Here is a 26,573-nt window from a genome sequence, read left to right on the forward strand (position 1 = left end):
ACATTTCCACATATTCTGCTCGAATATTGATCGTGCCAGGGCGAACGACACCACAGGCGGAACCGATCGTCCGGCCACCTATCTTTGAAATTCGATGGATCTTAGAACGAACGCCAGTCGAGGGAAGCGAGCGAGATGAAACCGTTTTGGCGAACCGTAACCATGCGGCGATTGTGCCTGTCAGTCGCCATGGTAATGTTTGGTGTGATCGCGATCTTTGGCTGCGGATTTTCGGTCAGTCCGCCAGAGTCGGCTGCTTCGAGCCCAGCCAAACCGGTCGCCGTGAACGTGCCAGCGCCCCAGCCGGCGCCGACGTCGATTCGCTCGGTCAAGCACATCCATCCGCACGCGGCTATCGAAGACAAGCAGCAGCGGTTCGATTGGATCTATCCCATTCCGACGGCCCGGCCCGATGGCAAGAACGTCCAGTGGCAGGCCATCAACAGCCAAGGTGTGCTGCAGGTCGGACTTCCTTACCCGAACGTTTCCTGGGGAATCCATGGTCCCACGTCGACCTGGGGTCAGGGGCAATCGCTTGGTCAGCAAGGGTTGCTGCTGCACTCGCCAGAGCGCTGGGTGATGTTGTCGGGATCGCAACTCATTTCGTTCGATCCCCCGGCCAGCCGTGTCGAAGGGGTCACGAACCTCGGCCAGTCGCTGTTCGCCATCCACCAGTTCGAGCGATCTGACCCGAAGCTGCCATTCGGTGGTGGCGAGAGTCACCGTTCTCCGTTTTGCCCCGACATGCTGTACGATCCTTACGAGATGTGGCATGCCCCGGCCGACATCGTGCCGCGTGACTTCTTTCAGGAAGGCCTGATCGTCGTGTCGCGCGGTTCCAAGTTTGGCTATGCCGATCGCCAGGGTCAGTTGGTGATCGAACCGATTTACGAGAACGCGCTTCACTTCAGTAATGGCATGGCCGCCGTGATGCTCAATGGTTCGTGGGGCTATATCGATGCGACCGGAACCATGCGAATCGAGCCGCAGTACACCGAGGCCCATCCGTTTGACGAAGGGATCGCGATGGTGGTCGGCGAGGGTCAGGACCAACGCTTCCTGATCGATATCGATGGCACCCATCTGCGAGATGTTGACCACGGCGGCTACAGTCTGATGCACGAAGGCCGGGCCCCGTGCCGCGTCGATGACAAGCTCGGCTTTGTGAATCCCGAGGGAGAATGGAGCATCGAGCCGGCCTACCGCTACGTCGGTGCCTTCCAAAATGGGATCGCGTTTGTCACCCACACCGACCCGCACCTTTCGGGTATCATCAATCGTACCGGGCATCTGTTACAGCCGCTGCCTGACCTGGCCAAGTCGACCTACTTCCAAGGCAACCTGGCATGGGTCGAAATCAACAACGGGCCGATCGGTTACCTTCGCCGCGATGGCTTCTGGATCTGGCAACTTCCCCATACGGCACATCTCAACTGATGGACCCTTCCAATCCAGACGCCCCACCGGCAAGCCCTCGGCGGAAAGAGCAGGTCGGATGGTCACGGCTGATTCTGGGAGTGGTGATCAACCTCTTGTTGGCGTTGACCGTCTCTATCCCTTGGATGAGAACCCTGCTCTCGATCGGCCAGGCCTGCTTTCTGGGTGTGCTGCTGACTAACTTTTCCTCGCCACGTTGGCTACGGTGGGGCCTGCCGGCCGTGGTCTTGCTGCTGTGGAAGTTTGGTCTCACGCAAACCCTAGCTCCTTCCTTCGACCTCGCACGCTGGTCCCTGTTGGCGAGCCTGATGCTGGCTGTGGCGTTGATGGGACTGGTGATTCAGTCGGCCCAAGGACGCTTTCGCCGCAGCCGGTGGACGCTGGCGACCGGACTGTACGAGATGGCTGGCCTTTCGCTGCTGCTGGCCGCGTTCGCGGCGGCCTTGCGACCCGCGCCCATTCTGCAGGAAGTCTCTCCCCCGACGCTGTCTCAGTTATCGAGGTTCGTGCCGCTATTCACCCTCGCGATCCTCGCGCCGGTGGCCTGGTCCGAGCGCTCCACGCACACAACCCAGATCTTGCTCGTCGGGAACTTTATCCTCAGCATCGTGATGTGCCTCGTCGTGGCCGGAAGTCGCAACTGGCCCTCTGGTCATCTCATGCAGGTCTTCTTTCTCAACGTCACCATCGTCATCTGCAGCCGCTTGTTGCTGTCGCCTCACGGCCGATCGCAATGGTTCTATCGTGAAGCCGACGCCGCCGAGGGGATCGTCGCCGAGCAACGGGCCGACGCGCCTGCCGCCAACTGAATCGCGGCTGCCGTGGCGAACGATTGGTTCACGCTTCCTCCGTGAAGACCACTCATCTGAAATCATCATTTCTTAATGCCACGGGGCTTTATCGCCTCGCCAGATAGGGTAGGATACCCCCCGCTTGAATCCATTGTGTGCATTGCTTGCCTGGCCAGGTTTATGCTGTCGTTTCGTCTTCTGTCAGTCCGATGGTCGCTGAGGACTTTGCTGCTGTTGGTGGCGTTGGTCGCTGGCGCGTGTGCCTTGGTGATCGCGACGACGCCGCGTGACGATTCGGCGCAGATCGAACTTCTTGAGAAGCATGGCATCTCCGTCTTCTACGAATGGAAGTCGTCCCGCTTGTGGCCTTGGTCCAAGTCAATGGTCGCCAGTGCGGTGACCATGCAGCACACCGAATTTCAAGGCGATATCGTCGACGGACAAGCTCAGTTGCCTCCTGCGGTGGTCGCCGCGATGCAGCAGTGCCACGGCTTAAAGGTGATGGCGTTGGAAAGCTGTTCGCTCCGCTCGGAAGACCTGCTGGCGATGCCGTTTCTCAGCGAGCTAACCGTGATTTCACTCCCCGGTAGCAACGTGGACGATCGCCCGCTGCAAGCGCTGCAGCAGAACGAAGCGCTGGACGAACTCAACCTCAGCAACACTTCAATCACCGACGCGGGCACCCGGCATTTCGCCCGGTTGCCGAACCTGACTTTTCTGACGATCGGTGGTCCGCATATCACCACTGCCTGCCTGGCGGACCTGGTCGACCTGAAGCGTTTGAAGGCATTGTATCTGGTAAGCGGCCCATTCCATGCTGACGATCTGGCCGTCTTGACTCAGATGCCGAACCTCACGCTGACGGTGGCCTGCAAACCGTCGGCATTTCCAGCCGAGGCGATGCCGAACCCTTCCGGCCTTCAGTTGTATTTCATTGATGATCAACCGCTCGACGAAGCCGATCAGGCCGCACTCGAAACACTTCGTTCCCGTGGCATCACCGTCCATGTCACGGCTTCGTGGTATTAACCTCACCCTTTGCAACTTAGGATTACTCCCGTGAGCCAGTCCCGTTATTTTGGTCGTACGTTACCGATTGTTTTGGCCCTGATCGTTTCGATTCCGCTGATCATCTTCGTGGTGTTCTTCTTTCGCACACCCCGCAGCGAGGCCCATTTGTTTAAGGCGATTCAGCCTTACAACGTCCAGGTCGACATGAAGACGCACGCCGGCATTGACTCGGGGCAGCTTCCTCATAGCGTGGTCGATGGGATCATGCTCGATCTGAAAAACTTCCCGACCGATCCGGTCGACGGCAAGGTGGTGCTCGATCAGCCCTTTATCGACCTGCTGCTGCAATGCGGTCACTTGAAGGAACTGAGCCTGGCCGGCAGTTCGCTTTCGACCGACACCTTGCTGCAGCTACCGAACCTCGATCAGTTTCGCGTGATCCAAGTGGGCCGAACGAACGTCGACGACCGCTTGCTCGAGGCGATCGAGGGAAGCGAAACGATCGAGTCGCTTGGCGTCGACAGCACCCAGGTCACGCCTGATGGAGTGCGAAGGATTGCCACACTGCCGAATCTGCGCCGCCTGCAGATTGGTGGGCCGAACGTGACGAGCGCTTGCCTGAAAGACCTGACCGGACTGAAGTCGCTGGAAGAACTGCACCTCTACAACTGCCAGGTCGATCCGCAAGATCTGGCCGCCTTGCAAGAGATGAACGTGCTGTTTCTGAGCGTTTCGATGAAGCCGTCCGACGTGCCGGTCGACATCTTGGGTCCCACCTCGCTGCAGCAGATTTCGATCATCTGGGATGGTCGCTGGGACGAACAAGACCGAGCCAATCGCGACGCCCTGACGCGTTCCGGCAGCGGCCGCCAGGTTCAAATCTTGCCGAGCTTCCACTAACCGCAAACGGCTTCCCCCCATGAACGCACGCCCCATAGCCTTTCGCTGGTCTTTGGTGACCCTGATGCTGACCATCGCCCTGATCGGCGTCGGGCTGGGATTGTACGTCTGGATGCCCCCGCCTGATGAGGGCGCCGCGCGGGCTGCCTGGCTGAAGGAGCATGGCTTCGTCGTAGGTACCATCCAGGGACCAAACGGCCAGACCGTTGTTCATCGTCTTCAGTTTCCTACGAAGGACTTCCCAAAATTGGGACCCGGCGGCAAGGTTGTGCTGACGCCCGAGATGCTCGCGAAGATCCAGCAGTGCGAACACCTGGAGTTCTTGGACTTGCCCCACAGCTCGATCACGAGCGCCGACCTGTTGCGGATACCCAACTTCGCCGAACTGGAAGTGCTGAAGGTGTCGCACACCGCGATCGACGATCGCGCGCTGCCGCCGCTGGCCGACAGCGCGGACCTGTTCATCCTCGAGGCGAGAAAGAGCGACATCACCGATGCGGGCGTCGCTCATCTGGCGACATGCACTCGGCTGACCCATCTCGATCTCAGCGGCACGAAGGCAACTTCGGCTTGCTTGAAAGACCTGGCCGGCGTCAAGTCGCTGCGGCAGATTTCGCTCAACGAGTGCTCGATCGATCCGCAAGACCTGGCGGAGGTCGAATCGATGCAGCTTGATACGCTGAACGTCTCGTGCAAACCATCGAAGCTGCCAATCGATGCCTTGCTTCGGTCGACGCTCGCCACGGTCGTTCTACACTGGAAACAGCCGCTCGACGACGAAGACCAGGCGGTGATCGATGCCTTCCAAAAAAGTGACCCAAAGCGTGCGATGTCGGTGTTCGACGTGTATAACCCAGGTTAATCCTGGCCAGCCTTTCCACACTTGAACCGTCATGATCCGCAGCTTGCGCTACGTTCGTATTTCGCTAAACACTTTTCTCGGCTTGATCGCGCTGGTCGGGCTGCTGCTTGGGTTCGTCGCTTGGACGTTGCCGCGCGATGACGACTCTGCCAGGGCCCGCTTGCTGCTCGCTCAGGGATTTAACGTGGTCAGTACGGTCGACGAAGTCTTCCTTCCCTGGTCGGCGGCGACAAAGATCATGATCATTTCTCTGGAATGCGAGCAAACGGTCGATCCCGAGAATCCACCGCGGCGCACGTTGAGCGAATCGTCCCTCGCGGCGATTCAAAGTTGTCGCCACCTGGTGACGCTTGACCTCACCGGCTGTCGCGTCACCAGCGACGATCTTCTGAAACTTCAATCGCCCCATCTCGAAGCCTATTATCTCGCCCATACGGCCGTCGACGATCGCTTTCTGGCGGCACTTCGCGATCGAGAATGGCTGATGGAATTAGACCTGCAAGGCACCCAAGTCACCGACGAAGGACTGAAGCATCTGGCGACCTGTCCGCATTTGATGTCGCTGCATGTCGGTGGTCCCCAGGTCACCGGATCGTTTCTCCCAGCGCTGGATGGGCATCGCCGACTGACCACGCTGACATTCAGCGGGGACGCGATCGATCCGCAGCACCTGGTGAACTTGACCGCGATGCCGGTCGTCTCACTGAAAGTTCCCTGCAAGCCAGCGGCCCTTCCACTGAATGCCCTCCAGCGTTCCTTTCTCTACAATATCATCTTCACCTCGCCCGAGCCTTTCGACAAAGAAGACTGGCAGTTTGTCAACGCGATCCGAGACAGCCGCTTCGACATCAAGTGCTCGCGAGAACCGCGCGGAACCACCACCAATCCCTAACCCGCCTTAAGCCCCCCTCGCATGAACCAACGCCCAAGCCACTTCCGCCTCTCGTTAAAAGCACTGCTGGGGCTGGTGACGGTGGTCGCGCTTCTGCTGGGGTTTGTTGTCTGGACGACGCCACGCGATGAAGATGCTGCCCGGGCGAAGGCGCTGCGTGAAGCGGGACTCGATGTCGATCTTGAAATTAGAAACGTGTACGGCTTGCCTTGGTCGAAGGAGGAAAGGATCGTTCGCGCGACGCATACGCTGCGTCCCTTTCCCCGCACGCGGCGAAACGGCCTTTCGGTTCCCAATCCGTTGGTGTTCGATGAACTGCAACATTGTCGCTTTCTGGAAGTGATCGCGCTGAGCGATTCCGAAATTCAATCCGACGACGTGTTACCCTTATTGCGGCTGCCATATCTTCGCAACATCGCGCTGATCGACACCGCCGTTGACGACCGCTTTCTGCAAGCCTTGGATGGCCACCGGCTGGTCACACTCGACCTGCGACACACGTTCGTCACGGGAGCAGGGCTATCGCACCTGCGAGGCTCACCCGATTTAAGAAGCTTGTGGGTGCGAGGCCCCGGCGTCACCGGCGACTGCTTTCAAGATCTGGCAACCTGTCCGAAGTTGGCTTATCTGTGGATCGGCGGAACGGATCTGACCGGCGAAGATCTGCATCACCTGGCCGCGGCTCCGTCGCTGCAAGAACTGCATCTGGTCGACGGCCATGTGCAGCCAGAAGACCTGGCGTTTCTCTCTCAGACGAGCATCCGTTTTCTGACCGTGACGTGCAAACCTTCTCAGCTGCCGGTCGATACCCTCATGCAGTCGGCGGTTACCAGCGTTTCCGTGAACTGGCATCAGCCCCTCGATGCCGAAGATGACGCCGCGATCGCTGAACTCCATCGACAGGTGGGCGTCAACATTGTTGGTCGACTCGACACCTTTTAAACGCCGCCGCAGCCCCGTCATCTCTACGTACAAAGCCCCGACATAACCGATGCCGGGCTGAAGTATCGGGCGACGTGCCCGCGACTGGTTCACCTAGAAGTGAGCGGCCCGCAAATCACCGGCGCGTTCCTCAGCGATTGCCAGCGCATGCCGGCGAATTTGGTACCTGCTTGGGCAAAGTAAGCCGCGTGCGTGCTTGCACTGCTAGACCGCTCCGCAGCAGCTTTTATGGAACTTGCTTTGCGATGCAGCATGTGCTGTCACTGACGCCACACGCGGAGCGTGGATCGTCTAGTCGTCGACTCGCAAATTACGTGACAGGTTTGTTCGTTCGTTTTATAACCCAGGAGACCTACGCCGAACCTTTGAGATTTTATGATTTTGCACCATTTTTCCTTTCGCATTTCGCTGAAAACCGTGCTCGGCCTGGTTGCCGTCGCGGGGTTGGCGTCTGGGTTCGTGGTATGGACCATGCCACCTGACGACGACGCGGCCGAAGCGGAACTGCTGCTCGAAAGAGGGTTCGACGTTCAGGTCGCCCATGAATCGTTCTGGGGTCTGCCATGGACCGAACACACCATCGTCACGAAGATCTACTTCGCTCGATCTCCCCAAGAGTTTTCTTCAGACAACCCGCCCCTACCGATCGATCCCGAGGCGATCGCCGCGATCCAGGCTTGCGGCAACTTACGGACGCTGCAACTGGAAGGTTGCAACCTTCGCAGCGAAGACCTGGCCGCGCTCAAGACGCGAACGATCCGGCATCTTTCTTTTTCCAATACGGCGATCGACGACCGCTTTCTCGACCAGCTTCCCCCCAACAACACGCTCGGCACGCTCGACATTCATGGCACCCGGGTCACCGATGCCGGTTTACGAAAGCTAGCCGGCTGCCAGGCGCTGATGCACCTGGAAGTGGGTGGGCCCGAAGTGACCGGGTCGTTTCTGCCGGTCATCGCCAAGCTGCCGCAGCTTCACTTTCTGTACATCGCAAGTGGTCCGCTCGAGCCGCACTACCTGGCTTGCCTGGCCGATAGCGAACTTGATATTTTGTGGGTGGCCTGCAAGCCTTCGTCGCTGCCGGTCGAATCGCTGCTGAAGTCCAACCTTTACAACATTAACTTCTTCTGCCCGCAACCCCTCGACGCGGCCGATCGCCTGGTGATCGAAACATTGCAAACCTCTCGCCACCAAACCGAGTGCCGCGTCAACTTCGGCCCGCCCGAGTTCGCCGACGCCCGAGCCAACCCATGACAAAGCGCCGCTATCCGTTTCGCCTTTCGCTGAAAGGACTGTTCGCCCTGGTTGCTGTGGCGGCGGTGCTGATCGCTTGTGTTCTGGCGATGACGCCGCGTGACGAAAAGGCCCTCAGTATCCGTTTGGCAGGGTATGGCCTGGCGGTCGGCAAGTTCATCAACACGCACCAGGGACTGTTTCGTCAGACCGTGATGGAGGTGACCGTCGTTCGGATGGAGCCGGGCAACTTCCCACCGCCGCGCGAAGATGGCCGCATCGTCCTTTCGCCAGAACTGATCGCCGACGTGCAGAAGTGCGAGACGCTGCATATCTTGGAACTTCCTCAAACCACGCTCACCAGCGACGACTTGTTGGCGGCGAACTCGCTCGATGAACTCGAGAGCCTCGTGCTGTCCGACACCCTGGTCGACGATCGCTTGCTTTCGCGATTGGCGGGCAGCGCGAAGCTGAAGGAGATTTCGCTGATGGGAAGCCGCGTCACGCCGGCCGGGGTCGTGAAGCTGGCCGATTGTCCGAACCTGCAATGGCTGTGGCTCGACACGACGATGATCGATGAAGCGAGTCTTCGCGCGATCGCGCAGATGCCGGATCTCGTTTCGCTGTCCATCCGCGGACAACGCAGCGACATCGACGACGATCGCTGGCCGGCCGACTCGGCCCGAACGCTTCCCCCGGAAACGATTGCCCGGCTGGCCGCCGGCAAGCTGGAAGTCCTGGCCGTGCCCTGCAAGCCTGCCAACCTTCCGCTGGACGCGCTCCGCCAGTCGAGCATCAATACGCTGACCATCTATTGGACGCCGGAGTACGACGCCGACGACGACCAAGCCACCAAGGCGATCCAAGCCGGCCCGAACACGATCACGCTGTGCCTCTTCCCCGATGGCTGACCGCCGCGAAGAACGGTGCGTCTCGACGCACCATCTTGCTTCGCGGTCATCCATTCAAGTTCGCATCTTGCCACTGCCGGACGAAGTCTTCGAAGTCGGGATACTGCCTGGTGGCCGCGGCGACGATATCTTCCCCGGTGCCCGGACACTCCGCATTCAGACGTGCTTTCAGCCAATCGCGAAGGGGCTGCGCGGCTTCCCAGTCCGGCGATGGCTTCGTCAAATCATCCCATTCCAATTCGTCGTAACCACATCCCAGCAGCCGACAGAACTCGCTGCAATTCGTCGCCAAGACCAGCATTGCCCCTTCCGACCCCAGCACGACGACCGGAGCGCGATCGGCCTCGATTCCCTCGCGTAGCCACAGAGCATAGACCGAGCCAGTGGATCCTCGTCCAAACACCGCGAAGCGATTCTGCATCGCTTCATCGTTGGGAAACCAGGCCCCCATGTCTTGATCGCCGATCGTGCTGATCTCGAAGCAGCCGCTGATCGGGTAACCATGGGCATCCAAGTAATCGCATAGCGTGCGAACGCCCAGCGGCAGACCAACCCCAGGCGGGAACTTCGAATGAACATCATTGGCGAGCATGGCTTGGACCGACCCTTGCCACCGTTCCCCAGGCCGCGAAGAACGATGTCGATGGAAGAATCCGCGCGGCCTGCGGCTTCGTGTGCCAGTGGTGTTATCCCGCGACGTCGTCCCCAGGAGATTCCCGCAACACTGGCAGCTTGCCACGTAAGACCGGTTCGACCCGATTTAAGAGGGAACTCCCGAAGACGCAAAGCGAGGCTTGCCACGGGTGCCCGAACGTTCCGAACGAAAAGTCGTCGGCCAGGAAAACGTAATAGTCCCCATCCGGATACCAATGAAAGGGGCGGCTGCCATCGGTAGCGTCGGGGTCGAAACGGTAACACGTATGCTGCCAATCGAGCCAAATCATGCGTTGGCCTTTCGGTGTAAGCGTTCGAAAGGATTCGAGCAGCAGCTCGTCGATCTCCGACAGTAACTCTTCGCTTAAATCGCCCGAGAGATCGAACGTGACCGAAGGCCGGGGCTCGTCAATCGCCGGTTGAAAGCGTTCAAAGTAGTCCGGTTTGAACTTGAACTCTGCGTAGAACCGATCCCAGATCTCGGCATATTCGTCGTCGGTAAACTCAGACCAGGCATTCATGCAACGGCTCAACTCACGTTCATCAGTTCACGATGCGACCCGAAGGTTCTTTCCGGCGTGCCGGTGTTGGCTTGGGTCGTCTCCAGTTTATCGTAGGGCGCCTCTCGACGCACGTTCGCGGTGGCTGGTCACCAGTGCCGAGAACAGCAGAGCGAACACCGACGCAGCCGCGAACATCAGCCGATAAACGAGATTGCGATCGGGGTAGAATTCCGGTTCGATGTGCGCTCGATCGGCAGCAGCCACGTTGTGGATCGAGGCAAGTTCACGCAAGCGGGCCTCAAACTGCGAAGCGTACTCAGGCGAAGCAAACGCTTCCAATCCCTTCGCCGCGAAAGCCGCCACGATGGCTCGTTCGTCGGCCGGAACCATCGCTGGCTGCAGTTCGATCTGCACCTGCGGGTTGAGGGCAAAGTTGAGCGACACTTTCTGCTGGTAACTGCCATTGATGAACCCATTCGCATATCCGGAACGGAACGTGAAGTCATCCTTCGCTCCCTTTCCGCGGGCCACCAGCGTCCAATCGACCTGGTCCTGGTTCTTGTAGGTCTCTTCCACCGCCGCGACGACGTGGTTGTATGGAGTCAAATTCCGCACCAGGCCAGCCGCCGGCACGTAGCAGACATGAAACACCAGCGACGCAAGAAACAGCGTCAAAAACGTGGTTGCCGCTGTCGAGAGATAGCGCTTGGTGATCAGCGCACAAGCACCATAAAGCAGTAACGCCAAGACGCTGAAGCCTGGCACGATAACGATCGCCCAGAGGTACCAGCCCGACAACATGCCATCAAAATCGATCGCCAGCAAGGCGGCGATCACAAGCGTAGGAATTGCCGGTAGCAGGAATTTCATACGTATCAGTTACCATTCGGATGTCTCGGCCCAGGGACCAATCTGATGGTGCTGGGCGACGGCCTCATCAAACAGAATCAGCACGTTGTCCGCCATGCCATACAGCTTATCCGAATCGCCCAGAAACTGCGCCGCCGATAAGTAAATGCTGCGCTGGTTCTCGAACGTTAGACGTATATCTTGCGGATAGTACGTCCGTTTCGCATCGGCCTCCATGCTCTCGCCCACCCACGACCAGTAGCTTGCGACGCTGCTGACTCTGCTTCCGATGAAGGGGAGCCACTGCGGATCCGCAGTGACATCGTACGCGACGCCGGCCAAGACCTTTTCGCCTGGCACATCGATCGAAACGCCCAGCCCGTATTGGAAGAAGGTCGCGTCCCAGGTAACACAAACCGATCGGCCTGAACGGTCAACCAGCTCGACACCATAGTCCAGAAAGTGGCCGGTATCCGCACGATCACGGAAGTGAGACTGGCCGTCCTGATAATCGAGTTCGAAGTAAGTGACACGTTCGATCACGAACCCAATCAGCCGGTTCAAGTTTGCTTCGTACTCTGCGCGTGTTTCCATGCGTGCTCTTGGCTGCCTCGAACCGTCGGTCATTCGGTTCCGTTTGAGTCTGGCGAAGGCAGACTGCTGTCCTCTTTTGGAAGAGAGCAAGCAACGTGGTCGATCAATTCTAACAACGTTTGCTTGTGGAGTGCACTGTTCATGCGATGGCTGATGAACACGATCCCTCGGTTTCGACAATACGTCGGCGAGCCAAGGCAATCGATGCTGACAAGTCTGGCATCTGCGATTGTTTCGCCGCCGAGGAAATGTCTTCGGGCCACAGACCGTACGCATCCAAGCCACAACAGTCGGCGACGCAATCCGTTTCCAGTAGGTCGAAGAATGGTTCCAGCGGCTTGATAATACCATCCAAGTCGACCCAGCAGGATCGTTCCGAATCGAGTTCGACGAACTTGATCCACTGCTCTTTGCCAATGTTGATATCGTGGGGGCCTTGCCTGGGCATGGGCATTTCCTGTTGGATGTCTGGTCTTCGCGACGCGAGCATCTTTCCGCCGGGCACTGTCATGCTGGTCCCCGTCACGCTGGCCCCTGTGCGTTCTCGAGCACTTCGAGGTAAATCTGCGCGACGAACTCATCGGTAAGGTACGGCTTATTGGATAGCAACCATCCGTCGCCGATGCGCTGAACATCGAGCGTGGTTGTCTCGAGCGTTTCGCGAATCCCTTCCGGCGTGACCTGGTCCGCGGCCGGCATCCGTTTCGCCAAGTCTTGCCACAACGCGTGCTGCGTTTCCGACGAGCGCGCCGGATGCCACACCAGCCGGTGTTGGGCGGCATCGAACGTTTTCAGCGGCGGCGTGACCGGGTAGGTCGCCAGGCCTTCTTCCCAGAGACGCCGAATGAACTTCAAGTCGTCGAGCAGCGCGGCTTCGTCGGCGAACCAGGTCGCATGCGCATTGAACGGCAAGCTCAAACTTCCTTCGGTAAACAGCTTCAGCGAGCGGGGCCCGGTCGCTTCGATCACGCGCACCAGCAACGTTCGCAGGGCGTCGTTGTTCTCGGCGACGCCCATGTTGTACGCCGCTCCGGCGGGATGGCCCGTGGTGTCGGACCGCGGCACGTAACACTCGACAGGCGTGATCGAAATCTCGGCCCGGCCGCCCAGCGAGGCGTCGTATTGCCGGCCCGCGTGCTCTTCGTTCCAGCACTCGACGTCGAGGCCCGCACGGCCGTCGACCATCCCGTTTGCTTCGCTCGTCCGACACGCGATTGGCACGCTGGCGAAGATCGAACCATCCGCCGGAATCTTCTTCCACGCGGCTACCTTCTGCAGTTCCGCCCAGGTCCAGGTCTCTTGGTTTGGCAACCGTACCTGGTGGTTCACCCCGTGCCCAATCCGCAGCGATTCCCACGCGTCGCGTTTCGACTGCCACGCTTCGACGCACTCGGTCAGCTGGGTAAACAAGGGCCCCGCCGACCGATGATCGCCATCGCCAAACCACCGCACGATCAGGCACTCCGACATGGACGCTGCTTTCTCTCTGAGGGAAGGGAGTCGGCCAGGAAAGGTCGCCGTCGATCGATCGCTACGTTAAGTCGATGCGAGTTCGCAGGAAGGCGAGGTACTTCGGGTTTTCGTCCTCGAAGATCGCCAGTCCTTCGGCCATGTAGGCCCGCGTGAGTTCGTCCGCCGCTTTGTCGAGGTTGTTCTCCTCGAACTGACATTGGCCGAGCCGCAGATGAATGAACGGATTGCCCAGGCCATCGGGGCAGAGCACCGCGTTGCTGAACGCTTGCCGGGCCCGGTCGAAATCTTGCTTCGCGAACCAGGCGTCGCCGATCGCCGCATACACCCACAGCGCCGCTTCCCAGGAAAGCTTCGGGCTGGGGATCAACGCCTCGGCGGCCTGATACTGCTCGAGCGCCGCGTCGGCATCTCCTTTGGCCAACAGCGCCTCGCCCCGTTCGCAATGCTCGTTCAACTGGTCGTAAATCTCGTCGGGCATTTCCATCTCAGATTCCTTCGTAGGATCGCTTTCCGCCATTCCGCAAAACGCACGATTGTACCGCGCCGGCAATCACGCAAACAACTCGCCCACATTCTCTGCAGCACGTTTCAGCCGCATTGTGCCACGGCGGACTTGGTGACTGACGTCGCTACGGGGTTGGTTCGCTTGGGCTGGCGAAATATCGCTTCACGTCCCGCAGCAGTTCTTGAGCTTGCTGACTCTCGCCATCGAAAGTTCGTGAGTCGTACTGGCCGGTGTCGTTGAGCGAGATATTGTTGCACTCCCAACAGATCGCCACCACCAGAAATTGCCCGTCGGCGAACTGGGCAGAGATCGCATAGCGCGGCACGTGGCAACGATACGGCTCACCGGTCGGCAGCGCGAATAGCCGCTGCAGCAGCGAATAGCCAACCTCGTTTTCCAGCATGGCACCGCCGTCGATCGTAAAGTGCGTCGACCGTCCGCTGCTGAGCGTGTGCGGACCAGGCTCGTCGCACAATGCCGCTTGGACCAGCATGACGGTTTGAAGCAGTTCCGCCTGCGGAAGCTTAAACGACATGACATGTTTCCCTTTTGCAATGGGATGGCGGCGACTCTTAATGAACGTGACAGGTCAGCGGTTCTCGTCGGCCTTATTCGCGTTCGCTGTCTGCTCTTTCAACTTCTCGAAGTAGAACTTGTTCCAGAAACAGCACGCCTCGGCATGAATCTCAGGCGTTACCAACTGTCGGTTCTGCGGATCGGTCGGGCTGCCTCCCAACGCCAGCGGCTGGACGAAGTGAAGCTCCTTCCCGAAGTGGACATGCGTCTGGTCGGCCACGATCAGGTGGGCCTCGGTCGCGTCACGCAGCGACTGGAAAGAATAAGCAAACGGGGTCGCATGCCGGGCAGTCATCGGAATGAAAGGTATCGCCCACACCGACTGGTCGCCTGCCAGGCACAAGGCATCGCCCGGTTTCGCAGGGCCATCGACCGAACCAATGATGGTATACCCTGGAATGTAAACGGATGCCTGATACTGCTGGTTGATACGCTCCCAGTGATTGGGATCGTACAAGCGGAGATACTGTTCGTTCAGAATGCCTTCGAGGTTGATCATCCATCGATCCCTTCAGTGAGCAGAGCCGGCTACTGCGGTTCTCAATCTTCCGTCGAGATTGGGCCGCTTTTCAGGCTCGCCAAGACTCGTCGCGCTTCTTCGACAAGGTAAGTCACCTCGCCTGGCGAAGGATCGTAGCTGGTGCCGTCGATCCAATCGCAACCATTATAAAGATCTCCGAGCCATGTCGCCGCCGGCGTTGCCTCGAGAAACTGCGCATCGAAGCGGCCAACCAGCTGGCACAACTCCGCTGGCCGCAGCTTTCCATCGAGAAACATCTGCAAACGCTCAGCCAGAATCCGCCGCGCGACACGCTGAACATCGCTTCCGTCGTCTGAGAACGCTGGCACCTCGGCGGCAACGACCTGACGTAGAAAGCCGACCAGCGTTTGCCGCGCGTCGGGTGAACACGGGTCGCACGCCACCATCGACTCAATTACTTGGGATGTGTCCCCCAGGGCTAAACGGTGACATGCCCATTGATGGATTTCGTCTGCGGAAGACTCCCCCATCAGCGCTTCTGCCAGCAGTTGTTCCGGTTTCAAGTTTCCACACTGCATTTCATCATCCGGTTCGTGATTCATCCAGATTCCATCAAGCTCACAACTTCCCCGTCCCGCGGAAGTCTTTCATGCGGTCTTCGAAGCCTTTTTGGATGGCCATGGCGTCGAGTTTGCGGCCGATCTGGCTGTTGGCTAGTTTCTGGGCGTCGACCGCTTTCTTCTTCAAGCCGGAAACGATCGCCTCGATCTGCTTGACTTCGGTCATCTTCATCAGCGACGCGCACTCGTGCAGGACGTCGTACACCTTATAGAACTCCCCGGCCAGCGCTTCCAGTTCTTCGGCGGTCAGCGTCTCGGCGCGGTTGGCGATCTTGCGGCCGATCCTGTCTTTGATGGCGGCTTTCTTTTTGCGAGAGGTCGCAGGCGTCCCTTTGGCCGAGATGGTTTTCGGGGCGGGGGAAGGGGAGGCGGTGCTCTTTTTGCGGGTGGCCATGGGGCGGATTGCTTTCGTCCTGGAAGCTGCCGAAGTTGCTCTGCAACCATGTTCTCACTTTCGTTACGCAATGTAAACCTAAGCGTTTGACAAAGCGTGACGCTTTTCCATATCATGACACAAGCGTCGCCAAAGCGTCACGCTTTTAACAACTGGTGGCACACTTCGTTTCGCCCTGGTTTTTTCGGCTTTTTAAGTGAACGTTGCCCTGCGTTGGGCTTGATTTGGAAGGGTATTTTTCACGTTGTTTTCTTTCTTCGTTGATCGCCGTTTTTCGACCCTCGGGACACCCTTTGCGGGGCTGTTGGGCCTGTCGCTCGGCTCGATTTGCCTGCCAGGCAGGCGGGCTGGTTCTGGGGTCGTTCCTTCTTTCACCGGAGCCTTCTTGATGCCTCGTACCGATCCCAACTTGCCGCCACGCTGCATGGCGGACGATTGCCAGCGGCCGGCTCACGCTCGCGGGCTTTGTTCTTCCCACTACCAGGCCGCCCTGCGAGTCATTCAGCAGACCGAGCTCACCTGGGAGGTCATCGCCCAGTCTGGCATGTGTCGCCAGCAAGCCAAGGCTGGTCGCGGTCGTTGCCGGTTTGCCCGGCGGTTGGTCGGTCTGGCCCAGCGACTTACCGGCGGGGCTGCCACAACAGAAGCCAACGCCAGCAACGACAGCGCCGCTGGCACTTCATCTTCGTGCGAAGCGTCCTGACGTGATCAGGCTGGTTCGTTTGGCTGCTGCGGTTGTTTTGCTTCGTCCCTTGGTTTGAAAGGCCTCGCCCATGTCCGATTCCTCGACCAATCCACCTCTCGCGGAAGATCGTCAGCGGCTGCAACAGGCCTGGGACGATGCCTTGGCGATGCAGGATGGGCAAACATTCTCCGGCGGTCGGCATCGTCGGCAGTCGTTCACCCAAGAGTGGAAGGCGCAGCAGCCGGAAGCCTCGGCCGATCGACGCCAACAGGTACCCCCGGCGGATGAACGTTCGCGTCCAATTCGTTAACTCTTCTTCAGGATGGTTGGTTCGATGCAGCATTTGATTTCGCAGCAACGCGTTCATCAGCTTCGCGAGAAAGCCCACGCCGGCTGGAAGCTGACCCTGCGTGCCCAAGGATGCCTCGCCACGTTTCGCACGCTGGGCGATCCGGTCGCGTTGGATCAGGCCGAGCAAACGCTCAAGTCGCTGGAGGAACACCTTCACGCGATGGCCAATGGCACGGAAAGCCCTTGTTCTTCCGCTTTGAAATCGCATTGTCACGGCTCGCCAGCTTGATTGCCGGGGCTGCTGTGCTCGTTCGTTTTGGTTTCGTTCGTTTTCCTTTCTCCCCCAGGAATTACCATGCTTGTTCTTACTCGACGTGCCCAGGAAGAGATCCGCATTGGCGACCAGATTCGCGTGGCGGTCCTCTCGGTTCGCGGCGGCCAGGTTCGCCTTGGGATCACCGCTCCGCACGAGCTGCGGATTGAACGTCACGACTTCACGCCTCCACCTGCTCGCGGTCCGGCCGCGTCTTTGGAAGGCTCTGTCCCATCCGCTTCCATCAATCGGCCGACAAGTGATTCGCCGGCGCTGAACGAGATCCCGCAGACCGATTAACGCCGCCGTGCGAAGGCTGTCGGCTTCCTCGGTTCGCCCCTTTCTCGTTCGCCACTTTGCCCAGGGAATCTCGCGATGAAACAGATTTTGACCACCAATCGCATGCAGTCGTTCAAGATGTGTCGCCGTAAGCATTACTTCGAGTACGAGTTGGGGCTGCGGCAACAGGTCGATGCCCGCTCGCTGCGGATCACCACTGCCGGACGTGCCGCGCTGCATGCCTTGCAGCACGAACGTTCGTTGGTGGCGGCGCTCGACGCGCTGCGACCGTTCTACGAACCTTGCCCACCGGCGACCGATCGTCGCGAGTGGGACTACGAACGCGAGACGGTGGCCTGTTTGATCGCCGGGTATCGTTGGCGATGGGGCGAACCGTTGACGATGATTGCCCGGCCGAAGCGATTTCAGCTGCCGGTCATCAACCCGAAGACCGGCGCCGCGTCGACCATCTGGGACACGGCTGGCCAGTGGGATGGCATCGCGAAAATGCCCAACGGGCAAACCGTCGTCGTCAAGCATCGCTTCACCGCCGAAGACCTTTCAAGCGAAGGTTCGTTCTGGACGCGGCAGCAGCTGGATCACCGCGTGACGCATCTGCTCGACGCCGGTCGCCAGCTCGGGCACACGCTCGACGGCGTGCTGCTCGACGTGATTCGCAAGCCGCTCATTCGACCCGGCACGCTGCCGATGCTGGACGAGGCAGGCCACAAAGTGGTGATCGATCGCAGCGGTCATCGCGTCTTCAACCCCAACGGCCAGCCACGGCAAACGGCCCATGCGGCGAAAGGGTTCACGCTGCAAACGCGGCCGATGACACCGCTGGAATGGGGCGAGAAGCTGCTGGAAGACATCGGCCAGCGGCCCGAGTTTTACTACGCCCGCCAGGTGATCTCGCGCCGCGATGAAGAGATCGCCGAGATGCAGTCCGAGGCATGGGAAGTGCAGCAAACGATCCGCGACGCACAGAACAAACAGCGTTGGTTCAAGACGGTAAGCCGCGATACCTGTTCGCTCTGCAGCTTCCTCACGCTTTGCACGTCGCAGTTCGATCCGCAGCAAGGAACCCCGCGCGGGTTCGTCCGCCTCGACGATGTCCATCCGGAGCTTCAGGGAGAATTCGATCGCCCGAAGGGTTCGTGCTGCCAACCACCTTCCGCCACCAGGCCTGAAGATGTCATCGCCACGCCGGTACAAACAGCCCGCCCAACCGGCCACCCGGAACGATTCACCCCGGCCAACGAGGCTTCCCAAACGCTACCAACCAGCACCATCCCGGAGGATGACATCCCGTTCTAAGCAAGGCTGCAGTGCCGTGTGCCACTGGCCTCTGGCCAGTGCGAAGCAAGTAATCGGTGGCCGACCGTTCGACCACAATCAAGACACTGGCCAGAGGCCAGTGGCACACCTCTTACTCCTGTCCCCTCGCCCCTACGGGGAGAGGGGACAGGATTTATTCCCCAACACCTATCCATCTTTTCTCCAGGAGTTCTTCATGACTCGTCCGACTGACGAGAGGCGTTTGTCTGGCAGTTTGCCGCCTGATTCCGTTTGTCCGGAGCTGCTTCAGGTTGTGGTCGAGTGCGACTGCGAGGAGCAGCAGCGGGCTTTGTTCGAGGAACTGGTTGCCCGGGGGTTGGTATGCCGACTGTTGATGCTGTAGTGCGGTGCCCGATCGCGCCGACGTTTCGTGTTTCGCAGCTTGCCGGAATGTTCGATCTGCCGCCGGAGCCTCACACCGAGCGGCGATTTCAGGTCGAACTGCCAGGACTCGATCAGCCGTGGCAAGTCGGCTTGATCGTCGGTCCTTCCGGTTCCGGCAAGACCACCGTGGCGGCCGCCGCGTATGGTCGCCGGCTGCGAAAACGACTCCGCTGGCGGCGCGATCGGGCGGTGGTCGACGGGTTCGATCGCCGCTTGTCGACGCGTGCGATCACCCAGGCCCTTGTCGCGTGTGGCTTAGGTTCGCCGCCGGCCTGGTGTCGGCCTTATCACACGTTGTCGACCGGCGAACAGTTTCGCGCCGACCTGGCTCGCGGGCTCGTTTCCCCAGGCAAACTGCTGGTTCTGGACGAGTTCACCAGCGTGGTCGATCGCCCCGCCGCGCGGCTGGCTTGCCATGCCGTCCGCCGAGCGCTGGATCGCCAGACGTTCGCCAAGCGGTTGATCGCGGTGACCTGCCATGAAGATGTGGCCCGTTGGCTGCGGCCGGACTGGGTGCTGCGGATGCCAGAGGGAACGTTGACACGGAGGTGTCTTCGGCGACCGCGACTTCGCCTGGAGATCTTCCGTTGCCGCCACGACGTGTGGCCCCTGTTTGCACCGCACCACTATTTGACCGGCAAGCTGAACCACGCCGCGCGCTGTTACGCCGGCCTGGTCGATGGCGAGCTGGCCACCTTCGCCGCGACGCTGAATCACTTTCGACCCGATCGCTTGCGGATCAGCCGGTTGGTGACGCTGCCGAAGTTTCAAGGCGTCGGTCTTGGCGGCGCGATGCTCGATGGCATGGGTTCGCTGCTGAGCGAGGCAGGGGCCGAGTCGATCACCATCAACGCGGGTCACCCGGCCGTGATCGGTCACTGCAATCGTTCGGCGAAGTGGGAGTTTCGCCGGCTGTACAAGACCGGCCGTAAGCCGAGCGGAATGTACCTTCAGCATCCCCACTGGAAGACATCGGCAGGCCGCGCGGTGGCGACGTTTCGTTGGAAGTTTTCGTGAACCGTGGCGAGCGGTTCGCTGCACGTTGTTTCATTCATCAAGCAGGAGATCAACCATGACCGGTAGTTGGATCAAGCTTCACCGCAAATCGCTCGACAGCCGAGTCTTCAGCGACGCCAACCTGTGGAGGCTGTTCACACTGTGCCTGCTGCGAGCCAACTTCCGCCCCGGCTACTTCCAAGGCGAACTGGTCGAAGCAGGGCAGTTTATAACAACGCAACGAGCACTCGCCGAAGAACTGGGTTGCTCGCGGACTAGTTTGATTCGGTGGATGTCCATCTTGGAAGAGTGGGAATGCCTGAAGGTCGATTACTTGACGCAGACAACGCGCGTCACCGTCGAGAACTATCCGCTTTACCAAGAGCTTGATCCGACATGGGAACCAACCGCTGTACCAGCAAGTGAACCACCAGGTGTACCACCAACTGTACCACGGGGTGTACCAGCAGCTGTACCACCAAGTGAACCGCGCGGTGTACCAGAGGTGGTCCCTATAGAAGAAGAAAGAGAAGAACAAGAACAACAAGAAGAACCAGAAGAAACAAAAGCCCCGGCGGGGCCCCTTTTGTCCTGTCGGGGGGAAGGGGAGAAGGCTCCGCCGGCAAGAGCTCGCCGGGCGACCTTCGACGCGACCACCTTGCCGATGCCGTTCGCAGGCGAGCCGTTTCGCCAGGCCTGGACGCAGTGGTGCGAGCATCGTCTCGAACGCCGCATGCCGCTGCACGCCCGTTCCGCCCAGAAGCAGTTACAGCAGCTCGAACAACTGGGAGAAGCCCAAGCCCTGGCCGCGATCGAGCATTCGCTCACGGCCGGCTACCTCGGCATCTTCGAGCCCCCGCGCCAAGCCAACGTGCCGCGTGGTTCCGGCGAACTCAAGAGCGTCGCCGAACTGCTCGCTGATCGAACCTTCGATTAGTTGAGCCTCGAACACCCAGGCACGTACGATCAAACGTCGCAGCAAGCAACGCAGCACGGTCGTGTGCCACGGGCCTCTGGCCAGTGCGAAGCAGGCAATCGGTGACCAACCGTTCGACAGCAACCAAGACGCTGGCCAGAGACCAGTGGCACACCTGCGAACCGTTCCACCGATTCAAGGTGCGTCAAGACGCACCCTACGAAACCAGGAACACCCCTCGATCCATGTTCCCCTCCGGTCCCCTCGACCCTATGGGGAGAGGGCGAGGGGACAAGACGTTTCATCACCCGTTCTTCACCACTTCCTTCATCTTCGTTCAGGATTTGCTGATGACTCCGGATCAGTTTGAAACCTGGTTTGATCGGGCACACGACTTTTTCCCGAGCGTGCGGTACTTCTTCGATCATGCGAAGGACCCCAACCAGTTGAAGCGGCGGTGGGCCGACATGATCTTGCCGCTCGACTATCAGGCGGCCCGCGACCTGCTCGACCAGATGTACGCTGGCATCGCCGAGCCACCCAGCCACATGAGCCAGCTTCCCCGGGCGATGCGCGAACGTTTGCTCAGCCGCCGTACCCGCGATCTCGACAGGCGGCCGAACTGGTGCCGCTGCTTGAATCCGGCGTGCGGCAAACGTTTTCGGATGCAGCCGCGGTGCTTCTTTTTCGACGACCGGCGGTGGGCGGTCGAGGTCGAATGTCCCTTGTGCGACGATCGCGGCGTGCTGCTGATCTGGTCGCTTGAAGCGATGTACGCCGCGCGGCATTCGATCGATCAATGCCTGCCGCCGATCACCCCGCCGCATCAACGCGAGTGTGTTCGATGCCACTGCGAAAAAGGCCAGCGGATGCGTTGGCCACGACTTGTTTTTGATTCGGCATGCATGTGCCTTACCAGCGAACCGCTGGAAACTTTTCTGCTGTGATCGCCCCCTGCACGATGCCTGGCCGATTGCCGCCTTGCCTTGAAGGAACCGATTGAATGCCTGACCCTACCGATGCGAAACCAGCCCCCAGCGTTTCGCCATCGACCCCGCCGGCGACGGATGCCCCACTGCGAACCCTGGTCGAACGATACCTGGCGGCCCGTGATGCTCGCCGCGAACAACAAGCGGTCGAACGCCAACTGCGCGGGCAACTTCTGCTGCACATGCTGCAGGCCAACCTCACCGAAATTCCGCTGAACGATCGTGGCGAGAAGCTGCAGCGGCGCAGCAAAACGTTCGTCCGCGTGCGGAAGCTTCGGCCCGGCGAGCTGTAACAACCATCGTTCGTTTCGCGCGGCCCACCTGGGCGGCGCGACGTTTCTGGCGGCATGCCGACGCGTTGTTTTCGCGGCGTGCCGCTTTTCCCCAGGCCTGTCATCTACGAGAGCGAAATGCCGAAAGCTTGTGCCACCGAACGCGACGCCGAACGAGTCAGTCGCGAGATCTTCAATCTGCTGCGAGCCGGAGCGTTGTCAGGCTGTATGCATCGGCTGGAATGTTTCATCGACACGTTGATCGTGCCGGTCAGCAAGTTCGCCGGCTTCGAGAACGTGAACGTTGTGCCACTGGCGCTCGCCGATTTAGAACTCGACGTCGAGAACGCTTTGGAAGACAACGGCATCCGCACCGTCGGTCAGTACCGCGCCGCGACCGAAGCCTTCATCCGCCGCATCCCTGGCATCGGTCCGAAACGATTCGCCCGGCTCGACGCCGCCATCGAAACGATGATCGACGAATTCGTCGACTGGCAAATCGACGGCACCATCCACACGCCAACCCCGATCCCACTTCCGGCCAACCTGCAACAACCAATCCCGCCCGACCAACAAAGCTTCCTGAAACGCTGCATCGAAACCCGCCTGCAATCGAGCAAAGACCTCTGCCAGGCCCTCCAAATCGCCCCGCCCGAGTGGCTAAAAGAAGAACAACAAGCCGCCGAAGCCGTGCTGCGGATGCTGAAGGCCGGGGAAGAGGAGTGAGAGGGCCTGATTGAAGCGGCGACGAACAACCAACGTGTGCCACTGGCCTCTGGCCAGTGCGAAGACATTCCGCCCCAGAGACGCATCGTCAGCCGGGCCAATGCGATTAAGAACTGTTTGCGTCCATTAAGGCACTCAACAGTACATCCCCGACAACCGAATCTAACCAAATGCCGGCAGGTTGCTCGGAACGCTCTGACACATCCACACACACCTATGCATTTGTCAATTAACACATGTCCTCTGCTTCTAGGTCCCACTCATAATTTTTAGCCTCTTGAACGAGCTCACGAATCTTGCGTTGAGTCAAATAACGTTTTTGGCCAACCTTCGCAAACTCCTCAGCAACCTCTTCCCGAAGATCGGAAGGAATATATGACCCCACATTTGACAACAACGTTGCTGGCAGGTTGATTGGGTCTGTCACGTTCTGTGTCAATGACGCTAACGTTGCAACACAGTTTGCCAGATAATCCATGCTCATGGCGACATGAAACACGTAGTCATCCGCTTTCCCAATATACCTTACAATTCTCCAATACATACGATCCATAGTCAGAAGCCACACTTTATACCCATAATCAGTACCCTCCACCTTAATAGTTCCGCGGAGCCTCTTGACAGCAGTATATGCATTAACATCATTTTGGACTAACACCTCAAACTGCTCTTCTTCCATTTTACCATAACGACGTTTGTTCCCTAGCCAAGATTCATATACAAGCGCCCACTCCTCTTGGTCAATTGGATCTACGACGCCCGGTACTTCCTCGACCTCGATCTTAAATTCATGCCGTACGAAATCCGTAGCATTCTGATATCGATTACTGAGACCGACAATTTCTTCAACAATTTGCTCCAATCCCGGCCCTCCAAGCCGACCTGATCGTGCAAATACCTCCAGCAGTCTAGGCGAGGCTTTAAAACGCTGCTCTTGCTGCTGGGGGCTCAAACTTCTAAAATGGTTTCTCCATTCCAAGAGAACCGGACCCCGCAGGTGTGCCACGAATTCTTCGATAAATGGACGAAATGTTTTGATCTTAATGCCCACACTCCTCGCTGTCTCAAGTGTTCGCAGGAGAAATCGCGGCGAATCTTGATCGTACAACTCAGCGGTGCAATGAATCAATGCCGTTGTATCCACATAGATGACATCCTGACCAAACAATTTCTTGCACGCCTTCTGTATATCCGGCGTTGCCTGCAAAAATGCTTGAGATACGAATATATCCGATTTCACTCTCAGATATGCCATTGTATCCTTGTCACCCTTTGAAATAACATAATACACGGCGGACGGCGCAATATCCATAATCTCCGTCACACTCATATTGGTCTTTGGCGACTCGGATCTAATGAACTGTAGAACAAGCTCCTCTGTATTTAAGATATTCACCAAGTTCGAAATAGGATTTTGTATCTGCTTTCCCTGTTCACGCATATACCACAGTATGCAGCTGTGGACAAGTTGAGCCATACCACTATAGTCTACATCATAATCAATTTCGTTCTCGTTACACGCTTGTCGTATTGCATTGGCAATATGTGCACGAAACATCACCTCTGAGTTTGTTGACGATTCGAGTTGTTGTTTAAGTCGTTCCTTCTTCGTCTTTGACAGCACCACCTTCCCCGTTTTCAAGGAGCACACTTCTCCTTTAGTCGTTAGCTCTACTATCCGATGAGGCACGATTTCGTGGATCCTCGCATGATGCCCTTCAGGGAACAACCGGCAAATCACTTCCAATATTTCGGATTGCGTGAGGCCGCCATCTGTTCTGGCGTCATTTAGTGCTCCAAGAATAAATGCCTCGAATATCGCTTTCGTTAGGTTTCGTCCTTGTCTCCTATCTTGGCTGTGGAGTTCTAAATAGCGAATCACTTGCACTTCCTCAACATCAGATAAAAGTGCGGAATACAGCGTGTTCGGTTGCCACGCTTCTAATAGAGGATAAAGAATCTGCTGAGCGAACGCTTCGGATAGTTGCGATCGCTCTGGGGAAGACAATACCCGTTCTGTAAACCACGTTGCGTCGCAGACCTGTAGGCTTACTCGTTCAGAACGAAGGGCTTTCCGAGTATCGTCTAGAGACAGTCCAATAGTTCCTGGCGTGCAGTAAACCAGCGTATGCGGAGGATTGTCATGGAGCTTTTTCCAAGTCCCCAGTACTTTTGTACGCGCGGATTTTGGCGGCGAAACACACGATTGAAAGACAATTTCGTTCTTCCCATCGACAGTGACGATTCTCGCGTCCATTCCCTTGTCTTTTTTTGCCCCAAGGCCCTCTAACTCAGGGTAGTCCTGAAGAAGGAAAGCATTGGCAAATCGCTCAAACGCTTCGGAATGTATTTCAGTTACTTGGTTTAACGCCTGAGCGAGCTTTTGCGGTAACGTCACTTTTATCCTCCGATAGAGGTTTACCTTTACAATTCCAGGATACGTCAGCAACAGTTGCGAGTTTGTGCTGGATTGCCGTTCAGACTTACTCCTGTCGCGGATTTTGACCATTCAACGCCTATGCTATTCTTTTCGATATGACGATACAATGATGTCGCCAATAAGTTCACCTTGCTGGCTAATTCCGCTTAAGACAGCAGTCCTTGACTCTGATCCAACAAATTCCAGCCCGGGTGCCATGGTCCCGCCCCTGCGTGGCCAGACTTTCCCTCGCGAAACGATCGATCCCGGTCGAAGCGAAATTGACCTGGTGGCCTGACACGCACTTCGCACTGGCCAGAGGCCAGTGGCACACCTGGGATGCGGAAGCTGGAAATGGTCGTTCTAACTGACCGGGATGCTATAGGACGGGGAAGGGGAGCGAGCGTCCCTGATCGAACGAGCAACCTAACATCAACCCCGTAGGGTGCGTCTCAACGCACCAGGCAGCGCCGGACGAGTGGCAACCTTGAAGCGGGCAAAAGTCAAACAACGGCCAACTTGTGCCACTGGCTTCTAGCCAGTGCGAAGCAGGGACCAGGTTGCGACCTGTTTCGGCCACGAAGACACTGGCCAGAGGCCAGTGGCACACTTAAGATGCGGGAGCTGGAATTGGTGGTTGGCAGTGCCACCCGGCCGACACAACGAGTTTGCCAACATTTAGCGGTCGAAATTGAAATGAGTGAGTTCTCGCAAGTCAACACTGATTGTTTGTCCGATGACGACATCAACGCACTTAGACAAATCGCATCGACTTATTTGCAGCAAGGCGAATCGGTTCTTCAAATCAGGGCATTTGGAGTTAATGAAGTACGAATAGACATTGGAATTGTAGTCAACCGCAGGGCGGGTTCGGGGCGAAAAATAACAGTAGAAAGGAATGAAGGGAGGTGGGACGTGAAGGATATCAAGGGTTGGATGGGATAGCACCGACGGTTGCCTCAACATGAGTTGCCAGTGTTACGGCAGGGTGGCACTGCTGGGCCATTCACTCCCTCGTGTGCCACTGGATTCTAGCCAGTGCGAAGCAGGGACCAGGTCGACAACCTTTTTCCGCCACTAAGACACTGGCCAGAGGCCAGTGGCACACCTACGATCCGGAAGCTGGAATTGGTCGTTGGCAGTGCCACCCGGCCGTTGCGATCAAAACCTTCGCAGGTGTGCCGAAGTCAGGTAGGCTTTAGCAATATCGCCATCGATGACCGCACGAATCACCCCCTTTCCTTCGCTTGATTGCCTCTCACAACTCAGTTGCCACCAACAAAACATCCACCTCTACCTCCACACTCACCAATGACACAACCAGCACACCACGACGT

General features: G+C 58.3%; 32 protein-coding genes. 20 read left to right on the plus strand and 12 right to left on the minus strand.

Annotated features, from left to right (window positions below):
• Positions 1-135: 135 nt before the first annotated feature.
• The 9 genes from ABD890_RS23490 to ABD890_RS23530 all read left to right on the plus strand — a co-directional run bounded on the left by ABD890_RS23490 (position 136) and on the right by ABD890_RS23530 (position 8,979).
• Entirely contained in the window at positions 136-1,437 is a 1,302-nt protein-coding gene (locus ABD890_RS23490) for a WG repeat-containing protein (protein ID WP_345095181.1), read from the plus strand.
• On the plus strand, positions 1,437-2,246 hold the full coding sequence (locus tag ABD890_RS23495) for a hypothetical protein (protein ID WP_345095183.1): 810 nt from the start codon (positions 1,437-1,439) through the stop codon (positions 2,244-2,246). The genes ABD890_RS23490 and ABD890_RS23495 overlap by 1 nt, the downstream gene beginning before the upstream one ends.
• A gap of 162 nt (positions 2,247-2,408) precedes the next feature.
• Positions 2,409-3,257, plus strand: coding sequence for a leucine-rich repeat domain-containing protein (locus ABD890_RS23500; protein ID WP_345095184.1), 849 nt, complete (start codon positions 2,409-2,411; stop codon positions 3,255-3,257).
• A gap of 30 nt (positions 3,258-3,287) precedes the next feature.
• On the plus strand, positions 3,288-4,139 hold the full coding sequence (locus tag ABD890_RS23505; protein ID WP_345095186.1) for a leucine-rich repeat domain-containing protein: 852 nt from the start codon (positions 3,288-3,290) through the stop codon (positions 4,137-4,139).
• A 19-nt stretch (positions 4,140-4,158) separates the two neighbouring features.
• Entirely contained in the window at positions 4,159-5,001 is an 843-nt protein-coding gene (locus tag ABD890_RS23510) for a leucine-rich repeat domain-containing protein (protein ID WP_345095188.1), read from the plus strand.
• A 31-nt stretch (positions 5,002-5,032) separates the two neighbouring features.
• On the plus strand, positions 5,033-5,893 hold the full coding sequence (locus tag ABD890_RS23515; protein WP_345095190.1) for a leucine-rich repeat domain-containing protein: 861 nt from the start codon (positions 5,033-5,035) through the stop codon (positions 5,891-5,893).
• Positions 5,894-5,914: 21 nt separating this feature from the next.
• Positions 5,915-6,835 (plus strand): hypothetical protein, encoded by a 921-nt coding sequence (locus tag ABD890_RS23520; RefSeq protein WP_345095192.1) that lies wholly within the window; start codon positions 5,915-5,917, stop codon positions 6,833-6,835.
• A gap of 471 nt (positions 6,836-7,306) precedes the next feature.
• Positions 7,307-8,089 carry a leucine-rich repeat domain-containing protein gene (locus ABD890_RS23525; RefSeq protein ID WP_345095194.1) on the plus strand — a complete coding sequence of 261 codons (783 nt, stop codon included), beginning with the start codon at positions 7,307-7,309 and terminating at the stop codon, positions 8,087-8,089.
• Positions 8,086-8,979 carry a leucine-rich repeat domain-containing protein gene (locus ABD890_RS23530; protein WP_345095196.1) on the plus strand — a complete coding sequence of 298 codons (894 nt, stop codon included), beginning with the start codon at positions 8,086-8,088 and terminating at the stop codon, positions 8,977-8,979. Before ABD890_RS23525 ends, ABD890_RS23530 begins: the two co-directional genes overlap by 4 nt.
• A 46-nt stretch (positions 8,980-9,025) precedes the next feature.
• Here the strand turns inward: ABD890_RS23530 and ABD890_RS23535 are convergent, their stop codons facing one another.
• The 11 genes from ABD890_RS23535 to ABD890_RS23585 all read right to left on the minus strand — a co-directional run bounded on the left by ABD890_RS23535 (position 9,026) and on the right by ABD890_RS23585 (position 15,628).
• Positions 9,026-9,571: a hypothetical protein gene (locus ABD890_RS23535; protein ID WP_345095198.1), complete on the minus strand. Its 546-nt coding sequence runs from the start codon at positions 9,569-9,571 to the stop codon at positions 9,026-9,028.
• Positions 9,572-9,665: 94 nt separating this feature from the next.
• Positions 9,666-10,154, minus strand: a complete 489-nt coding sequence (locus ABD890_RS23540; RefSeq protein ID WP_345095199.1) for a DUF2716 domain-containing protein — start codon at positions 10,152-10,154, stop codon at positions 9,666-9,668.
• A gap of 87 nt (positions 10,155-10,241) precedes the next feature.
• Positions 10,242-11,006, minus strand: a complete 765-nt coding sequence (locus tag ABD890_RS23545) for a hypothetical protein (RefSeq protein ID WP_345095201.1) — start codon at positions 11,004-11,006, stop codon at positions 10,242-10,244.
• Positions 11,007-11,015: 9 nt separating this feature from the next.
• Entirely contained in the window at positions 11,016-11,579 is a 564-nt protein-coding gene (locus ABD890_RS23550) for a hypothetical protein (RefSeq protein ID WP_345095203.1), read from the minus strand.
• Positions 11,580-11,718: 139 nt separating this feature from the next.
• Complete coding sequence (locus ABD890_RS23555; RefSeq protein ID WP_345095205.1) at positions 11,719-12,027, minus strand: DUF6331 family protein; 309 nt, start codon at positions 12,025-12,027, stop codon at positions 11,719-11,721.
• A 74-nt stretch (positions 12,028-12,101) separates the two neighbouring features.
• Positions 12,102-13,049, minus strand: coding sequence for a hypothetical protein (locus ABD890_RS23560; protein ID WP_345095207.1), 948 nt, complete (start codon positions 13,047-13,049; stop codon positions 12,102-12,104).
• A gap of 61 nt (positions 13,050-13,110) precedes the next feature.
• Positions 13,111-13,536, minus strand: a complete 426-nt coding sequence (locus ABD890_RS23565; RefSeq protein WP_345095209.1) for a tetratricopeptide repeat protein — start codon at positions 13,534-13,536, stop codon at positions 13,111-13,113.
• Between the two features lie 145 nt (positions 13,537-13,681).
• Positions 13,682-14,092: a hypothetical protein gene (locus tag ABD890_RS23570; protein ID WP_345095210.1), complete on the minus strand. Its 411-nt coding sequence runs from the start codon at positions 14,090-14,092 to the stop codon at positions 13,682-13,684.
• Between the two features lie 54 nt (positions 14,093-14,146).
• Positions 14,147-14,632, minus strand: coding sequence for a hypothetical protein (locus ABD890_RS23575; RefSeq protein ID WP_345095212.1), 486 nt, complete (start codon positions 14,630-14,632; stop codon positions 14,147-14,149).
• Between the two features lie 41 nt (positions 14,633-14,673).
• Positions 14,674-15,216 carry a hypothetical protein gene (locus ABD890_RS23580; RefSeq protein WP_345095214.1) on the minus strand — a complete coding sequence of 181 codons (543 nt, stop codon included), beginning with the start codon at positions 15,214-15,216 and terminating at the stop codon, positions 14,674-14,676.
• Positions 15,217-15,232: 16 nt separating this feature from the next.
• Complete coding sequence (locus ABD890_RS23585; RefSeq protein ID WP_345095216.1) at positions 15,233-15,628, minus strand: hypothetical protein; 396 nt, start codon at positions 15,626-15,628, stop codon at positions 15,233-15,235.
• Between the two features lie 388 nt (positions 15,629-16,016).
• Here ABD890_RS23585 and ABD890_RS23590 point away from each other — a divergent pair, with 388 nt between their 5' ends.
• From ABD890_RS23590 to ABD890_RS23640, 11 genes are all read left to right on the plus strand, one after another.
• Positions 16,017-16,331 (plus strand): hypothetical protein, encoded by a 315-nt coding sequence (locus ABD890_RS23590; protein WP_345095218.1) that lies wholly within the window; start codon positions 16,017-16,019, stop codon positions 16,329-16,331.
• 70 nt (positions 16,332-16,401) lie between these two features.
• A complete protein-coding gene (locus ABD890_RS23595; protein WP_345095220.1) occupies positions 16,402-16,623 on the plus strand; it encodes a hypothetical protein in 222 nt (73 codons plus the stop codon).
• A gap of 24 nt (positions 16,624-16,647) precedes the next feature.
• Positions 16,648-16,893: a hypothetical protein gene (locus tag ABD890_RS23600; RefSeq protein WP_345095222.1), complete on the plus strand. Its 246-nt coding sequence runs from the start codon at positions 16,648-16,650 to the stop codon at positions 16,891-16,893.
• Between the two features lie 66 nt (positions 16,894-16,959).
• Positions 16,960-17,217, plus strand: a complete 258-nt coding sequence (locus tag ABD890_RS25580; RefSeq protein ID WP_373356768.1) for a carbon storage regulator — start codon at positions 16,960-16,962, stop codon at positions 17,215-17,217.
• Between the two features lie 75 nt (positions 17,218-17,292).
• Positions 17,293-18,513, plus strand: a complete 1,221-nt coding sequence (locus ABD890_RS23610; RefSeq protein ID WP_345095224.1) for a hypothetical protein — start codon at positions 17,293-17,295, stop codon at positions 18,511-18,513.
• Positions 18,514-18,709: 196 nt separating this feature from the next.
• Positions 18,710-18,877: a hypothetical protein gene (locus tag ABD890_RS23615; RefSeq protein WP_345095226.1), complete on the plus strand. Its 168-nt coding sequence runs from the start codon at positions 18,710-18,712 to the stop codon at positions 18,875-18,877.
• Positions 18,856-19,935: a hypothetical protein gene (locus tag ABD890_RS23620; RefSeq protein ID WP_345095228.1), complete on the plus strand. Its 1,080-nt coding sequence runs from the start codon at positions 18,856-18,858 to the stop codon at positions 19,933-19,935. The genes ABD890_RS23615 and ABD890_RS23620 overlap by 22 nt, the downstream gene beginning before the upstream one ends.
• A 55-nt stretch (positions 19,936-19,990) precedes the next feature.
• The gene (locus ABD890_RS23625) at positions 19,991-20,851 is read left to right on the plus strand and encodes a hypothetical protein (RefSeq protein WP_345095230.1); all 861 of its coding nucleotides are present in this window, start codon (positions 19,991-19,993) and stop codon (positions 20,849-20,851) included.
• A 329-nt stretch (positions 20,852-21,180) separates the two neighbouring features.
• Entirely contained in the window at positions 21,181-21,777 is a 597-nt protein-coding gene (locus ABD890_RS23630) for a hypothetical protein (RefSeq protein ID WP_345095232.1), read from the plus strand.
• Between the two features lie 56 nt (positions 21,778-21,833).
• The gene (locus ABD890_RS23635) at positions 21,834-22,112 is read left to right on the plus strand and encodes a hypothetical protein (RefSeq protein WP_345095234.1); all 279 of its coding nucleotides are present in this window, start codon (positions 21,834-21,836) and stop codon (positions 22,110-22,112) included.
• Positions 22,113-22,229: 117 nt separating this feature from the next.
• A complete protein-coding gene (locus ABD890_RS23640; protein ID WP_345095236.1) occupies positions 22,230-22,817 on the plus strand; it encodes a helix-hairpin-helix domain-containing protein in 588 nt (195 codons plus the stop codon).
• 229 nt (positions 22,818-23,046) lie between these two features.
• Here ABD890_RS23640 and ABD890_RS23645 read toward each other — a convergent pair whose 3' ends face one another.
• Entirely contained in the window at positions 23,047-25,326 is a 2,280-nt protein-coding gene (locus ABD890_RS23645; RefSeq protein ID WP_345095238.1) for a hypothetical protein, read from the minus strand.
• Positions 25,327-26,573: the final 1,247 nt, after the last annotated feature.

Origin of the sequence: Bremerella cremea (assembly GCF_039541315.1) — a bacterium.
Taxonomy (GTDB): domain Bacteria; phylum Planctomycetota; class Planctomycetia; order Pirellulales; family Pirellulaceae; genus Bremerella; species Bremerella cremea.